General features: G+C 42.4%; 13 protein-coding genes. 9 read left to right on the forward strand and 4 right to left on the reverse strand.

Annotated features, from left to right (window positions below):
• Positions 1 to 378 precede the first annotated feature (378 nt).
• From HMPREF0623_RS00275 to HMPREF0623_RS00310, 8 genes are all read left to right on the forward strand, one after another.
• Entirely contained in the window at positions 379 to 726 is a 348-nt protein-coding gene (locus tag HMPREF0623_RS00275) for an AP2 domain-containing protein (RefSeq protein ID WP_036668206.1), read from the forward strand.
• 274 nt (positions 727 to 1000) lie between these two features.
• On the forward strand, positions 1001 to 3208 hold the full coding sequence (locus tag HMPREF0623_RS00280) for a glycoside hydrolase family 3 N-terminal domain-containing protein (protein WP_036671178.1): 2208 nt from the start codon (positions 1001 to 1003) through the stop codon (positions 3206 to 3208).
• Positions 3209 to 3231: 23 nt separating this feature from the next.
• Positions 3232 to 4578: a PTS sugar transporter subunit IIC gene (locus HMPREF0623_RS00285; protein ID WP_004165611.1), complete on the forward strand. Its 1347-nt coding sequence runs from the start codon at positions 3232 to 3234 to the stop codon at positions 4576 to 4578.
• 22 nt (positions 4579 to 4600) lie between these two features.
• Complete coding sequence (locus HMPREF0623_RS00290; protein ID WP_004165612.1) at positions 4601 to 5485, forward strand: ROK family protein; 885 nt, start codon at positions 4601 to 4603, stop codon at positions 5483 to 5485.
• Positions 5478 to 6845 (forward strand): glycoside hydrolase family 1 protein, encoded by a 1368-nt coding sequence (locus tag HMPREF0623_RS00295; protein WP_004165613.1) that lies wholly within the window; start codon positions 5478 to 5480, stop codon positions 6843 to 6845. Before HMPREF0623_RS00290 ends, HMPREF0623_RS00295 begins: the two co-directional genes overlap by 8 nt.
• Complete coding sequence (locus HMPREF0623_RS00300) at positions 6838 to 7809, forward strand: alpha/beta hydrolase (protein WP_004165614.1); 972 nt, start codon at positions 6838 to 6840, stop codon at positions 7807 to 7809. Before HMPREF0623_RS00295 ends, HMPREF0623_RS00300 begins: the two co-directional genes overlap by 8 nt.
• A gap of 2 nt (positions 7810 to 7811) precedes the next feature.
• Positions 7812 to 9521: a DUF4091 domain-containing protein gene (locus HMPREF0623_RS00305; RefSeq protein ID WP_004165615.1), complete on the forward strand. Its 1710-nt coding sequence runs from the start codon at positions 7812 to 7814 to the stop codon at positions 9519 to 9521.
• Positions 9522 to 9556: 35 nt separating this feature from the next.
• Positions 9557 to 10555 carry an alpha/beta hydrolase gene (locus HMPREF0623_RS00310; protein WP_004165617.1) on the forward strand — a complete coding sequence of 333 codons (999 nt, stop codon included), beginning with the start codon at positions 9557 to 9559 and terminating at the stop codon, positions 10553 to 10555.
• Positions 10556 to 10803: 248 nt separating this feature from the next.
• On the opposite strand, the gene HMPREF0623_RS00320 is transcribed toward HMPREF0623_RS00310, so the two are convergent.
• The 4 genes from HMPREF0623_RS00320 to HMPREF0623_RS00335 all read right to left on the reverse strand — a co-directional run bounded on the left by HMPREF0623_RS00320 (position 10804) and on the right by HMPREF0623_RS00335 (position 14757).
• Complete coding sequence (locus HMPREF0623_RS00320; protein WP_004165620.1) at positions 10804 to 12102, reverse strand: amidohydrolase family protein; 1299 nt, start codon at positions 12100 to 12102, stop codon at positions 10804 to 10806.
• Positions 12103 to 12119: 17 nt separating this feature from the next.
• Complete coding sequence (locus tag HMPREF0623_RS00325) at positions 12120 to 12566, reverse strand: hypothetical protein (RefSeq protein WP_004165621.1); 447 nt, start codon at positions 12564 to 12566, stop codon at positions 12120 to 12122.
• 3 nt (positions 12567 to 12569) lie between these two features.
• On the reverse strand, positions 12570 to 13418 hold the full coding sequence (locus tag HMPREF0623_RS00330; RefSeq protein ID WP_004165622.1) for a DUF3100 domain-containing protein: 849 nt from the start codon (positions 13416 to 13418) through the stop codon (positions 12570 to 12572).
• Between the two features lie 307 nt (positions 13419 to 13725).
• Positions 13726 to 14757, reverse strand: coding sequence for an aldose epimerase family protein (locus HMPREF0623_RS00335; RefSeq protein WP_004165623.1), 1032 nt, complete (start codon positions 14755 to 14757; stop codon positions 13726 to 13728).
• Positions 14758 to 14951: 194 nt separating this feature from the next.
• On the opposite strand from HMPREF0623_RS00335, the gene HMPREF0623_RS00340 reads away from it, so the two are divergent.
• On the forward strand, positions 14952 to 16037 hold the full coding sequence (locus tag HMPREF0623_RS00340) for a GntR family transcriptional regulator (RefSeq protein ID WP_036668203.1): 1086 nt from the start codon (positions 14952 to 14954) through the stop codon (positions 16035 to 16037).
• Positions 16038 to 16172: the final 135 nt, after the last annotated feature.

Consider the following 16172-nt stretch of genomic DNA (forward strand, 5'->3'; position numbering starts at 1 on the left):
AAAAGTCATTTTTATTATTTAATAGCAAAATAATTTTACAGTATGTTAAATGTATACAATAAAATAAAGCTAAGCTAGGACACCACCATTAGAAGCCTATTTTGTTAATACTTTGGCAAAAAAGAAATGCTTTTGCTAAATAGTCAATTTCTAGGTAATTAAACCACTTTTATTATATCGGTTATTTACTGCCTCCACAAGGGGTATGCTTTTAGGGTTTACCCTAAAAAGTCATACGTTCAACGGAGGAACAGTGTACTAGTTATGATTGATATGAGGGGAAAAACTTTTGGTAGGTTAACCGTATTAGCGATGACGGAGCATCGAAACGCCAACCGGAATATTCTTTGGCTTTGTCGGTGTACCTGTGGACGAATTGTGGAAGAAGATGGCTATAATTTACGTCATGGGGTTGTTAAAAGTTGCGGATGTTTGCGTAAAGAAAGCTCAGCGACAAGAATTCGCCAAATCAAGGCAACTAAAACCAACATCGGTAATCGCGAGGCATTTAAAGATGAATATGGTAATCCAATCCAAGCAATAAAAATTGGTAAAAGAAATACGAGTGGGGTTATTGGGGTTTCGTATGACAAAAAGAATCAAAAATGGGTTGCACGGCTGATGATTAAAGGGACACTTGTGCTGAATAATTCGTTTGCTGACTTTGAAAGTGCTATCGCAGCGCGAAAAACGGCCGAGAGTAAATATTTAAAAAAACTAATTTAAAGAGTTGAAGAAAAATAATCAACTTAAGCGCTGAAATATTAATTGTCAAATTTCAGCGCTTTTTGTCTGGCAAGGTATTAAGCTGGGGAGGTCAAATGACCATCCCCGGCTTTTTGTTTGGGAGAAGATTGGGGAGAAATAATGTTAAAAAGGGTTAAATCACTTGAACGTTTTTGTTACAAACACTATTTTCTTGATATATTTTAAGATTTAAATATTTTATACTGCAGTTGTAAGAGAATTGAAAGCGATTACTCAAAGAGGGGGGAGTTACTTGGAAGAAACAAAGTTAAGAAAATTGTTTAATGATTTAAGTGATGCAGAGAAGGTCAGCCAGACTGTTCAATTGAATGGAGACCTTTTTGTGGAAAGTTGGGTGATGAGTACTGGACCAAAAACGGATTTAGGATTACCAGCTGATTTTAATTATTATGAAATCGGGTCAATTTATAACGTTAACGACCATCGCAAGTTGAAAAAATTGCAAACGGAAGTATTGGAAAAGAGTCGTCATCGGATACCGCTATTATTCATGTCAGATATTATTTATGGATTTCGGACGATTTTTCCGATGCCGTTAGCGCAAGCAGGCTCGTATAATTTTGATTTAATTCAACGAGCGGCAGCGGTAACTGCAAAAGAAAGTTACCAAAATGGTCTTCACGTAGTTTTTTCGCCCATGCTAGATTTGGTGCGCGATCCGCGTTGGGGACGAGTAATGGAATCACCTGGAGAAGATGTATACACTGCCAAAGAATTTGGACGACACGTCGTCCGCGGGTACCAAGGGGAATTGGCGGACGGAAAAATCACCCGTAACCACGTTGCAGCTTGTATCAAGCATTTTGCGGCTTACGGTGCTCCGGAAAGCGGTCGCGAGTACAACGCGGTGGAGTTGTCTTACCAAAAACTCTATAATGAGTTTTTGCAACCATACCAAGCCGCAATTGAAGCAAAAGCACAATTGGTAATGACAGCCTTCAACCTTTTAAATGGCGTACCAGCAACTGGGAACCGGTGGTTAAATCGGAAAGTTCTTCGAGATCGATTTGGGTTTGAAGGAGTGTTGGACGCAGATTACTCTGCAATTGCAGAATTAGTAAATCACGGCTACGCAGCCAATTCCCAAGAAGCCGCTCAGAAAGCGTTGCGTGCGGGAGTAGACTTGGATATGATGACGGCGGTTTATGCCAATGAATTACCGAAGGTGCTTAAAAATCCAGAGATGCGTCAATTATTGGATGAGGCAGTTTGGCGAATCCTAGTTTTAAAGAATAAGTTGGGACTATTTGAAAATCCGTTTCGTGGGTTGGATGAGCCAGCCACTGGTAAGATTCTTGCTGAGGAAGATCGAGCTTTAGCTACCCAATTGGTTGAGGAAAGCAGCGTTTTATTGAAAAATAAAAGCGCTTTACCACTCCGACAAGATCAAAAAATCGCCGTGATTGGACCGTATGGGGAAAGCAAACTTACCCTGGGGTTCTGGGCTTCGGTAAGCGGTAAATCTACCGACGTAGTTCCTTTAAAAGAGGGACTACAAGCAGAATTTAATCCCGCACAGTTATCGTTTAGTCGAGGATATAACTTGTTTGATTCTTATGAGCCTTTTGGGCCCTTAAAACAGGGGATTGAATTGGTTAATGGCCCAATTGAGGACGAAAACTTACTCTTACAACAAGCTGAAAAACAAGCGGCCGCGGCGGACGTAGTGGTCTTGACCATTGGAGAAAACTTTTTAGAAAGTGGAGAAGGTGCAGCTAAAGCACATTTGACCCTGCCGGCTAAGCAAAAGCGACTTATTCAAGCAGTTGCTAAGCAGGGGAAACCGATTGTGGGCATCGTCTATACCGGTCGGCCACTAGCGTTAACCGATGTAGAACCATACTTTGATAGTTTGTTATTGGTTTGGTTCCCTGGAATTATGGGTGGAACCGGAATTGCTAATTTACTATCTGGTAAGGCAAGTCCTTCAGCGCGGTTATCGATGACTTTTCCACGGAGCGAAGGACAGTTGCCAATTTATCAAGCTCGCACCCCGACCGGCCGTCCGCTGGGGGAAAGCAACCATTCAGACCGGTTCGTTTCCAAATACATTGATGAAAGTAATGAGCCATTATATCCATTTGGCAGCGGACTTAGTTATGCAAGGTTTACGGGATGTTGGCGAGAATTACATCAAGACGCAACGACTTTAAAGGGAAAATTTGAAGTGGAAAATTTAAGTGACCGAGCCGCAGCGACGGTGGTTCAGATTTATCTCAAGCAATTCCCGGCGGAGATTGTCCAACCAGTCAAACGGTTAGTTAAGGCCGTTAAGGTTCAGTTTACGGGAGCTGGTAAGCAAGTAATTGATGTCGAAATACCGGTGGCAGAATTAGCATACTTTGACAACCAGGGTGAAAAACATCTCGAGCACATTGAGTACCAGTTCCAACTCGATATTTTAGGGGAAACCTCAGAAATTAACTTGAAACTAAATTAAAATTAGGTAAAGGAGTATCAAAAATGAACAATTTAGAGAAATTTTTAAATGACAAATTATTGCCAATTTCAGAGAAATTACAGAAAAATAAAATTCTAGCAGCGTTAATGGAAGGGTTTATTCGGACTAGTCCAATTACGTTGGGAATTGCGTTAATCACCATTATCGGAAACTTTCCGGTTCCAGGTTGGACTCAATTTTTAACTAAGATTGGAATTTTCCAACATGTCGAAGCGATTACTAACGGGGCTACCGGAGTTTTCTCGCTATACGTAGTGTATAGTTTAGCCTTTTCTTACGCGAAGCAATTGAAAACTAACGAACGGAATGCTTCATTAATTTCGTTAGCCAGTTTCATCATGTTAATGCCGCAATCGGTTACCACCACGGTAATGAAGAGCGGCCACGCGACTAGCCAAGCAATTGGAGCATTAAAACTTGATTACTTAGGCGGACAGGGACTATTTATCGGAATGATTTTAGCATTGGTAATCACTCGACTTTACGCAGCTCTTTCCAAAAAGAACTTGATGATCAAGCTTCCAGAAAGCGTTCCGCCAATGGTTACCCAATCTTTATCTCCAGTGTTCGTGGTTACCATCATCTTCGTACTAGTATTCATTGTCCGAGTATTGTTTGGTTTGACTCCTTCGGGAACTATCTTCCAATTCTTCGTTGACGCAATCAATGCTCCGTTGAATTCATTAGTTGCTAGTCCGCTTTCAATTATCTTGATAATGGAACTCTTAGCAATTTTCTGGTTCTTTGGAATCCACAACGCTGTTTTACAAGGACCTTTAGGCGCAGTTAGCATGACCATGATCGTTGGTAACATCACTGCTTTCCAACATGGTCAAAAATTACCATACTTGTTACCTTCCGTAATTTACATGGGAATGTACGCAGCAGGATTCATGGGCTTAGTTACCTTTGTAATGATTCGTAGTAAGTCAACTAAGATGAAGCAATTAGGTAAATTAGCATTTATTCCATCACTGTTTAATATTTCAGAACCGATTATGTTTGGGATGCCAATTATTTTGAACCCGCTCTTCTTTCTCCCGCAAGTATTTACGCAATTAATTGCGGGCTTTGTAACCTGGGGCTTAACGACCACTATTTTACCAATTTCACTTAACCCAACGATGTCGCTACTCCCATGGACTACGCCAACTTTCGTTAAGATGCCGTTTTCAGGGGGCTTAAACTACACTATCCTAATGGTAATTTGTATGGCAATTGGAATTTTAATGTGGTACCCATTCATTAAGGTTGCTGACAACAAAGAATACCGCTTAGAAATGGAACTCGCTAAAAAAGAACAGACTGAAACTGCAGCGGAAAAAGAAGCGGAAGCAGTTACTGAATAGTATCCAAACGTGGGGAAAACAAATGAAAAAGTTAAGTATTGATATTGGGGGATCCAGCATTAAAGCGGGGATTGTAACCGACGGTACGGTTAGTGATCGCCAAAAATTTTCGACCCCCAACACCTATTTAGATTTTAAAATATTACTCGAAGACCTCATTAAAAGGTACCGGACGGTAGATGATTTTGAATTAATTGCGGTTGCCGTTCCGGGCACCGTTGAAGATGATGGAACCGTCCGGTTTGGCGGGGCAATCCCATATCTTGACCAGATTAATCTAAAGACGGTTGTGAACAAAATGTCTGGGTTACCGGTCACAATCGAAAATGACGCTAAGGCGGCAACCTTAGGTGAAATGCGCCGGGGTAACTTGCGGGAAATTCGTAATGGGGCTGCACTTATTTTAGGAACCGGGGTTGGATTAGGAATTTGTTTGAATGGCTCCTTGTATAAGGGTAGCCATCACCAAGCAGGCGAATTAAGTTTCATGATGCGGGATCGGCGCGTTCAATCAGGCGACTCGTTTGTTGGAATTGGCTTATCCGCCGTTAACCTAGTGGAAGATCTAGCAAGCATTTTAAACACCGAAGCTGACGGAGCTACCGTATTTGCCCAGTTGAACCAGCAAGCTAGCGCGGACGCTAACCAACGTTTTGCGGACTATTGCTTTGGGGTCGCACAAATTTGTTTCAATTTACAAACTGTACTGGACTTAGACAAAATCGTCATCGGTGGCGGCATTAGCAGTCAGCCCCTATTAATCGAAAAAGTTCAGGAAGCGTACCAACAAATTTTAAATACATCCCCAATTATTAAGAAGACGGTTAAGCAAATTGACATCACGGACGCTTTTTTTAAGGCGGATGCCAACTTAATTGGGGCTGCGGAGGTAATTAATTATGGCTAAAACATTTCCAGAAAATTTCTTGTGGGGAGCTTCCACCAGTGCTTATCAAGTTGAAGGCGGGTGGAACGCCGATGGAAAGGGGCCTTCCGTTCAAGATGTAAAGGACATTCCAGCGGGAACCACTGATTTTAAGGTCGCGGTGGACCACTATCACCGGTTTGCTGAAGACGTAAAGCTTTTTAAAGAATTAGGGTTAAAGGCCTACCGCTTTTCAATCGCGTGGAGCCGGGTCATGCCTAACGGTAAAGTGAATCCAGAAGGCATTAAATTTTACCGTAACCTAATTAATTTGCTTAAGGAAAATCAGATTGAACCAATTGTTACGGTATTTCATTTTGATTTACCTGCGGAAATTGACCAAGCTGGCGGATGGGAAAATCGGGAGACCATTCAGCAATTCGCGGACTACTGCGACGTCTTATTTGAAAACTTTGGCCAAGACGTTAAGTACTGGCAGACGATAAACGAGCAAAACGTAATGGCACTTGCTGGTTCGGTAATTGGGACTAGCCAAAAAAGTATGCGTGAAAAATTCCAGGAAAATCATCACATGCTCGTTGCTCAAGCATTAGTAACCAAACACTATCATGAACAAGGTTATCCAGGAAAAATTGGGCCTGCACCCAACATTGCTAGTGTCTATGCTGCTTCTGATCGTCCAGCGGACCAGTTGGCAGCGCTTAACATGAGTGCGTTACGCAACTGGTTGTTCTTAGACGTGGCAGTTTACGGACGCTACAACCACAATGCTTGGCATATTTTAGAAAGTATTGGAGCTGCGCCAGTGGTTACGGAAACCGACCGGGAAATTTTAGCGGCGGGGACGTGCGACTATATTGCCTTTAACTACTACAACACCATGACGGTTGCGGCATACTTTGCTAAAGAAAATCAGATTGACCAACAATCGGGGTTTGGGATTCCAGGATTTTTTCAAACGGTCACCAACGAACATTTACCACTGACTGAATTTGGGTGGCCAATCGATCCTCAAGGATTCCGGTTTACCCTGAACGAAATCTACTCCCGCTACCATTTGCCAGTGTTAATTACCGAAAATGGAATCGGCGCGCATGATGAACTTACGGAAGACCATCAAATTCATGATCAGTATCGAATTGATTATCTAAAACAGCACATTCAACAAATGGAATTAGCTATCCAAGACGGCGTTGAAGTGATCGGATATTGTCCATGGAGTGCAATTGATTTAATTAGCACGCACGAAGGGATGCGGAAACGTTACGGTTTTATTTACGTTAACCGGACCGACGACGAGCTTAAAGATTTAGCGCGTTATAAAAAGGATAGCTTTAATTGGTACCAACGGGTAATTGAACATAACGGAATAGTTGACTAGTTTAAGGAAGGGGGTTCCGATTATCAAAAAAAGTAATTACGTATTTGACGAGTCAGCCAATACGGGAATGACGGTGTATTTACAAACAGATTTGCGTACTCCCCGACCGTTGATTTTAATAATTCCGGGAGGCGGTTACAATTTTTGTAGTGAACGGGAAGCTGAACCGGTGGCCTTAGCTTTTTTGGCAAAAGGCTACCATGCCGCGGTATTACGTTATCACGTGGGAGAATTTCGCGATTTTCAAGCAGCTTTGAATGATGGTCAACTGGCTTTACAGCAAATTAAACAAATTGCTTCAAACGCTGCAATTGAGGTGGATAAAATTGCGGTAGTGGGCTTTTCTGCAGGTGGGCATTTAGCGGCGGCGATGTCGACAATGCTAAGCGAAAAGCCCAGCCTATGTGTTTTAGGCTATCCGGCAATTTTAGATTCGTTTGCCGAGGTAATGCAGGTGCAAGCCCTATCCTTAAACCAGCAAGTTACCGCAACGACTCCGCCAACCTTTTTATTTACCACCTTTCAAGATAATGTGGTACCGGTGGAAAATTCGTTGTTATATCTGCGAGCTTTAGAGGAGCACGACGTTTTGTTTGAGGCCCACGTTTTTCAAGAAGGTAAGCATGGGCTTTCGTTGGGGACTTCGGCAGTGGGAAAAAATGACCCGCGGTTTGCCCAGTGGTTTGACTTATGCTGCGAGTGGATGGAAATTAATTGGCAGAAGACGTCTAAGCCGGCGGAGTATCCGGATGTTTTAACCATGCCGGTCGGCGAACTAATGCGCAATGCAGCTAATAAAAAAATTCTCTTAGAGTATTTTCCAGTTTGGCAAGATCGTAGCCGGTATAAAATCGTTCGTAAGTTTAACCTTACGGAACTTCACGAGGTAGCGCCGCAAATTTTTAACGCAACGATTCTGCAACAACTACAAAGTAAATTAACGATGGGGGAAGGAGCAAATTAATAATGAAAAGTATCATCACCGACGAAAGTTGGCGGCCAACGACCGCGCTTAACCAACCGCTTCCGCCGTCCATTGCACAAGTGCACAGTTTCAAAAACAGTAAGGCGGCATTTATGCTGTTGCTTAACGACGGACACCGCAATCACTATACGTTAGGTACCCAGTTTTCAATTCCAGACGATTTGGAAACTCCGATGTACCGGGTTGCGTTTGAAACTGAGTTGCCTTTGACAACTAATTTTGTGGAATACTATTTGGGGAAGGATGACGTCGCCTATGCCGATAAACTTTTAAGCGAGGCTAGTCATACCTATCCAGGAAACCAGTGGGCCCCGATTTATATAGAAATTCCGGTTAGCCAAACGGTAAAAACGGGTAACCACACTGTGAAAATCAAAATTTACCAAAGTAGTCTAACTGGAGCAGAAGCCTTGGTGGCCGAAAAAGAAGTCCAAATTATGGTGGCTGATTTTGCACTAACACCCGAACCAACGAAGGATTTTCACCTTGACGTCTGGCAGCAGCCCTCTAATTTAGCTCGCACGCTCCATGTACCCATGTGGGGCGACCAGCACTTTGCGTTAATTGATGAAATGGCCGAAAAACTAGCGCAAATTGGACAAAAAACAGTAACGGTGATTGCTGGTGAAATTCCTTGGAAGGGATGGTTTAACTACATTGTCAAAGACTACCCCGCAAACCTATACGAATATTCAATGGTCCAGGTTAGTAAAGATTCCACAGGTAAGTTGAAATGTGACTTTACCGTTTTGGATCGTTATCTCGCTAGCTTTGCTAAACGGGGAATTGACCAAGAGATTGAAATTTTTGGCCTACTAGGAGTTTGGAAACCACCATTCTTTCCACAGGTAACCATTAAAGATTATCCAGAAAATTTAGTGGTTCGTTATCTAGACGAAACTACCGAAACGATGCAATTTATCGATAACGTAGCGGATTTAACGAACTACGTTAAAGCACTTTGCGATCATCTAAATGAGTTGCAAGTTTGGGAGAAAGTCCGGCTAATTGCAGACGAGCCCAAACAAGCACAGTTAAAAGAATTTAAGGACGCATTATCTGCGTTGAAACAGATGGTGCCAGATCTCAAGGTTAAGGTTGCCTTTGATAAGGAGCCGATCTTAAACGAATTAGCTCCGTTAGTGGATACTTTGGCAACTTCGTTTTATTGTACTAGCCAATTTGGCAGCAAATTGCAAGCCAGCCATCCTGGGGAAGTCCAGTACTATATTTGCAATTACCCAGACCATCCCAATACCTTCTTGCACAGCCCGTTATTGGAAACCCGGTTGCAAGGTACGTTGACAGCATTCTTACCGGTAAATGGCTTACTGCGGTGGGCATTTAACTGCTGGCCAAGCAACGCCCGGGAGGATATTCGTTACAACACCAGTTCGTTGCCGATCGGGGATAATTGTTTGGTATACCCAGGAGAAAATGGGCATTTATTATTATCGCTACGCTATAAGCAGTTGGAACGGGCGGTCGAGGACTTTAGTTTAATCAAGTCTGCAAAGGCTGCGGATGAAAAACGGACTACGGCGATCCTAGAACATTTTTTGGGAGAAACAGCTCCTCAAAAATGGATGGAAGATAGTCATTGTGCAGCGCCAAAATTGTTTAGGCAAACTGCGAACGATTTCAAGCAAATGCGGGATGAATTAGTTGCGGTGATCAATAACGACGTTTAAGAAAATAATCCTAGTGAAAATGGAAGATACTAATTATGCGATGGATAAAACGATTGTTAATCATAATACCAGCTTTGGTAATTTTATTAATTGGCGGAGTAATGCTAATTAACGCGTTAACGCCCCGACCAATCAGTTTATTAACCCGGCAACAATTTGATACGTCCAAAAAACATCAAGTGTACCCCCGGCCCAAAAAGTTCAAGCAAAAAACGGCTGGGCTAACGGTGCAAAAAAACGTTAAGTACGGAAAGCACTTGAGCAAGAGTGTCATGGACGTGTACTTACCGCCCCATGCTAGTAAAAGGCCCGTGCTTTTCTGGATGCATGGCGGTGCCTATGTCGGCGGGGATAAACGCGATTGTCAGGATTATCTAAAACTTTTGAGCGCAGATACTAACCAAGTCGTGGTAAATATTAACTACACTCTTGCACCAGAAAGGCATCATGCGACACCAGTTAGACAGCTCAACCAAGCCGTTCAGGCAACCAAGCAAAAATACGGAAAACAAATTGATTGGTCCAATGTCACCATTGGCGGAGATTCAGCTGGGGCGCAAATAAGCAGTGAATATGTTTTAGCTTTGCAAAATAAAAAGATTCGTAAAATGGATCAAGTGCAGCCGGTTTTAAAAAGTCAGCAAGTTAAAAAGTTTGTGTCGCTATCGGGATTGCTAGAACCCCAAAAGTTTACCCAGGTTAGTGATCGCACATCTAGCTTCCTATATGCTAAATGCGGCTGGGCGTATTTTGCCGACAAGCATTTTGAAAAAAAGAAGTCCATTCGTGACTTATCAATTATCAGCAACGTTAAAGATTGGGCGCCGAAGACTTTTTTGACTGATGGCAACACGAATACCTTTACAAAGCAAATGAATGCCACTGCTAAGGCAATTAGTGACCATAATGGACAGGTGACTAAAGTGAGTTATCCGAAGAAAACCGCCAAGTTGAATCACGAGTATCAATTTGACTTTAGTAATAAAGAAGCCCAGGAAACCTATGCTAAGTTGGTGGATTTTTTAAGCGAATAGCTATTAAAGGGGCTTAACGCTGGCAATAAATTTTTCGTGTTTTAAAGCGGCTAATCATGAGGGGGTGCCAAAAGTCTCTAAACAAAAAACGATTCGTGAGGTGAAACTTCCTCATGAATCGTTTTTACTTTGGTGTTTTGGCTCTATTGAAATCAAAACACCAAAACAACTTTTTAAAGACCTTTTCATCCTTGAAAAGGATTTTTTAGTTTTTTTAAACCTCTTTTTGGATTGGAATAGGGTGTAATTCAAAGGGGACACGCGTAATTGCGAGCTTCAGCCATAATGCGTTCTTGATCGAGGGTGAGTACTTGCCGATTTCGCATCAAGAACTGTCCGTCAACCATCGTATCCGTGACATCGTTAGCGTTGACACACTCTAACAGGGTGTTTTGCCAGTTGTCGGAAGGGTAAAGGTGGGGCTGATCAAGGTCAATTGCAATTAAGTCGGCTTTGTAACCAGGTTGAATTTTGCCTAACTGCCCAGCGTGGTTTAATGCGGCGGCGCCTCCTTCTAAGAGCATTTGAAAAATTTGAGCAGCGGGCATGACGTTAGGTTGCCGTAATCGAAGGCCGTGGGTAGCAACCATTAGGGAGCGAAAAATTTTAATCTCGTTCCAAAGGCTTAAACCACCGTGAGCGGCGCCATCGGTTCCTAACCCAACGGAAATTTGATTTTGCAGTAACTCGGGGGTGACGGGGATTCCTTTCCCAGCGTTACTAAACGGGCAGTGACAGAGTTTGACCCGGTACTTTTTAATAAGTTTTCTTTCTTGAGTAGACAAGAAGAGACTATGGGCACCTAAAAAGTGGTCATTCAGTAAATGGCGTTTGGCAAGCCATTCATAAGGACGTAAACCGGTTCGTTGAATAATGTTGAGTATTTCGGTGGGGTATTCGTTCATGTGCGCGGTTAAAAAAGTGTGGTGTGTTTGAGCAGCCTCAGCAGCAAGGTCAATTAACTCGTCGGAACAAGCGGTGAGGGCTCGTAGCGAATAGTAAACTTGTAAACGACCTTGGTAATGGAATTGCTGATATAGTTGGGTGGTTTGGGCGACGGCTTCGCGGGCGCTCATTTTAATTGACGCTGGTAGCTGGGGATCGTCCATGGTGGAGGCAGTCAACGCGCCACGCAAACCACTACGAGCGTAAACTTCTGCAGCACTTTCCATGTGGTAGCTGCCAGCTTCTACAAAACCAGTGGTTCCGCTAGTGATCATTTCTAGAGCAGCTAATTCTGCGCTTAGTTTCATCTCGGACGCGGTTAGTTGACTTTCGAAAGGTAGCATAACTCGGGTCCAAATTACTGGTTTAGCATCAAGTACGCGTCCCCGCAAAAGTTGCTGTCCAGTATGTAAGTGGCTGTCAATTAATCCCGGAAGGTAAAGGCGGTCGGCTCCGTCGACAATCTCACCCGTGAATTTAATAGGGTAGGAAAAAGCACCAACCTGTTGAATATGACCGTCATGAATCAAAATCGATTGCTTGGTATTAATTTGTCCAGCATGTTTTAAAATGGTGGCATTTTTGATTAGAATATCAGACATCGTTAATAAGAACCTCGCTAAAGTAATTTGGTTAAGCCTAACGTGAAGGAATCCCATAAACAGGAGCCCAGAAAAGTTCCGGTCATAACTAGAACTCCAACGATAACATATTTCCAGCCCTGGCTAACAAAACGTTGCAGTTGGTCACTAATGGCGATTCCGGCAAAGGAACCCACGATGGTAAAGGGGGCCGCAAATTCAATGGCGTTTGCACTGCTAATTAGCCACGCGTGAACGGGCGAAAAGGGCGCCGCTCCCAATAGTCCTAAAATTGAACAGTAGGCAATTAGCGGAAGCTTAAGGGGGAGGTATTTTACGCAAAGCACCGCTAAAAGCGTGATCACGGTCAATGCGAAGATGCCGTTAAGGCTTTTTTGAAATGAGATACCGTAACCAATCCAATTGGCTAATCCAGTACCAATCCCACATACAATTAATAGAAAAGTCCATTCTCGATAACGCATGCTTTAACCTCGGTTCAATTTAAGATGACGTTGAGTTTGTAAACGGAAAATTTTACAAAGTAGGTCGTAATACTTTTCAGTCAGGGGGAGGGCAAGCCACATGGTGATGTAAATTCCGGTAATTCCAGCAATTGTGTTACTAGCTGAAGCCATTGTGGTAATGACTGCGGCGTGGGCAGGGAAGGCGTTGGCTAAACTAGCGCTTGCACTTGCCATGAAGATTCCGGCGCCAACTCCGGAAGCCATTCCGAGTGCTTGAGGGGTAAACCAACCGGTACTAGCAATTAAGGAAGCCATGATACCAAAGTAAATTGCTCCGATCATGCCGCCAACGATGTAAAGGGCTAAGCTGCCGTTACTTTCAGCAGATTCCGCACCGTACGCGTTATTAATCACGGCTAAGTGGTATTCACGATTTAAGGAGCTACAAGCCCCAATGGTTTCGCGGTGCAGGCCAAGTAACATCGCAATCGAAAGAGCCAAAATTGGGCCAAGGAGACTCCCAAAACCGTGTAGCAATAGGGCTGGGCCGGCATTTAAAATTAAATGAAGGTTGGCTCCTGCGGTAATACCGAGTTTAACGATAAAAGGACAGATGCCAACTAAAACAAGTTTTCCGGCAGCCGTAGTTTCGACAGGCCGGATTATTTTTAAAACCTGAGGACCGAGCATAATTCCTAAAATAATTGCGTAGAAAACGGGGAAGAAAATAATCACGCCGTTGCCAATTTTAAAGGTGACCTCGCCAATCCCATCGGCAATTAACACTAGTACCAAACTAATTAGGTAAATTTTCTTTTCATTTTTAATGCGTTGCCAAAGGGATGAATAATCATTGACGGATCGTTTCATTCAAAGCACTCCTTCCTGAATCTTAACTATGCTTTGAGTTTAACACGTTATAATTAGCAATAAAAGAACTTTTAACGTTATTTTTGTTTTTATAGTTCGGGTTTATTAAAAATAAAACAAGCCGGTTTTGAGGCTAGGAAAACGCTTGCTTTTTAAGGGGGCTCCTGTATAGTGGGAAGAGACTGGTTTTTGTCAATCAAATTGTTACCCATTTTAATGAATAGAATGTAAAATCTTTATTTGGTAAATAAAAACCCGTAATTATTAGAAAAGAATCTAATAACTACGGGAATTTGTGGTTCAAAAATTAATTACCTTTTAAATAGCGATAAGTGATGGTGTAAGATTGGGGTTCGTTAGCTGATAAAGTGATATCGCCAAAATCGGGATGGTTATGGGTGTCTGGCAGAGTTTGAGCTTCCATAGCGATCCCCATTTGAGGCCGCCCCGGTCCCCTAGTAAAGCTTAAGGTATCGTCGAGAGCGTTAGCGGTGTAAACCACTAGACCATTGCGTTTAGAATAAATTTCGAGAGCATCTTTACTATCTAAGTCTTGTAGTTTCGCGATTGGAGCGGCGTTTTCGTTAATTTTAAAGATGTCATCGAGACCCTTTTCCGGGGTGCTCTGCAAGGCGGCAATGGCGTCTTGTAGCTTTACCGGTTGACGGAAATCGTAGGCAGTACTTGCGGTGGCAAGAAACTCCCCCGTGGGGATCTTTTGCTGATCAACGGCTAAATACTGTGCACTAGCAATCGTCAACTGGTGGTTCAATACATGGTCACGATTGCTTAAGTTAAAGTATGCATGACAAGTTGGGTTGAAAAGCGTTGGTTGATCAGCAGTTCCTTGATAAGTAATGATAACTTGGTCGTCGTTAGTGAGTTTAAACGTAATGGCGACAGCAATGTTTCCTGGATAGCCGTCGTCGCTTTCTTTGATTTGATGAGTAAAGGTGACGGACAAAAAGTCTTCACCCTTTTGCAGATGGTAGTCCCAGAGGTAATCAAAGAAACCGTGGGGACCGCCGTGGTGAGTATTATTATTTTCGTTTGGTGGTAAATGAACCGCTCCTTTTGCTAACGGCATGGTTCCGTCCTTAATGCGTCCCGCGGTTCGACCGATTGCCATTCCAATGTAAAAGGGGTTATCGTAATACTTTTTAGTTTGGTCAAAACTAAGTACGAGATTTTTTCGGCCATCAGCTTGGGGGACCGAAAATTCATTTAGGATGGCTCCCATGGTGAGCACCCCAACGGAAACATTGTGGTCATTAGTTAAGCGAATTTTTTCGACCTGGTGGCCGCGAAATTGATCGAACTTAAGTATATCAATGTGCATATTTATGTACCTCCATGTTTGAAACCGTTATCATTATCCTTAATCCTAAAATTTGTCCGGATAAATGTCAATGATTTTAACGACGAATGCATAGAATTAAAAAAGAATCGGTATTAGAGATTTATCATTTAAAAATAAGTGATAACATTTTACTTATCGTATAATAAATTTGCTGTAGTAGAGGAGGAGCAATCATCGAAAAGAAGTACGAACTGGTTAAACAAGATTTAAAGGAAGAAATTTTATCGGGGAGTTATTCAATTAACGATAAATTGCCAACTGAATCAGAATTAATGGAAAAATATGACGTGAGTCGTTATACAATCCGACGCGCGGTTGGCGATTTAGAAAATGATCATTACATCTACCGGGTACAAGGCGGGGGAATGTTTGTCGACGACTGGCAAAAATACGTAAACCAAAAGGTAGAAAATAAGGTGATTGGCGTCATCACCACCCACATTGCGGAGTATATCTTTCCGTACATTATTACAGGCATTGACCGGTTGATTTCCTCACGTGGTTATTCAATCCTCATTAGCAATACGCAAAATGATCCTGCTCGAGAAAGAAAGAGCGTCCAAAAGATGATGGATAGTAATTTATCAGGTTTGATTGTGGAGCCCACCCAGAGCGCTTTAGGCAACCCTAATCGTGATTTGTACGAGAAAATTAAAGAGTCGAAGTTGCCTACCGTGTTTATTAACGCGCATTACCCTGAATTAGATTTCCCATACGCGGAAATGGCCGATACCCGGGCAGAAAAAATCATTACTAATAAATTAATTAGTATGGGACACCAAAAGATTTTAGGCGTTTTTAAAGTTGATGATCAACAAGGTGTTCACCGAATGAATGGTTTTATTAAGGCCTATAAGGAACATCAAGACTTGGTTTATCAAAGTGAAATCGTGATGTACCAAACTTCGGATAACATGCGGTCGGTCTTTACGAAAATCGAACAAATTCTGAGCCGCTCGCCAAATGAACGGCCAACTGCGATTATTTGTTACCATGACCAAATTGCCATTCAGGTGATGGCACTAGCGCGGTCCTTAGGCTTACGTATGCCGGATGACATTTCCATCTTTGGCTTTGATAACTATAAGCTATCAAAGTATATGTCCCCACAGTTAAGTTCTGTAGAACACCCGAAGGAAAAATTAGGGCGGGACGCAGCCAAGATGATTTTTGACATGATTGATGGAAAGACGGATATTCAAAATAAAATTTACGAACCTGAAATTATTTACCGAGAGTCAATTAAGGAACTATCGTAACAGTCAATTGTTTAGATAAATTTAGAGGTGTAGTACCAATCTTTGGTATTACACCTCTTTTTTAGTGTCCATAAGATAAATTTATGCTAATAAATTTTAAAAATTCATGTTGACTTGTCCGTATAAATATTCTAA

It is taken from the genome of Pediococcus acidilactici DSM 20284, assembly GCF_000146325.1.
In the GTDB taxonomy this organism is placed as follows: domain Bacteria; phylum Bacillota; class Bacilli; order Lactobacillales; family Lactobacillaceae; genus Pediococcus; species Pediococcus acidilactici.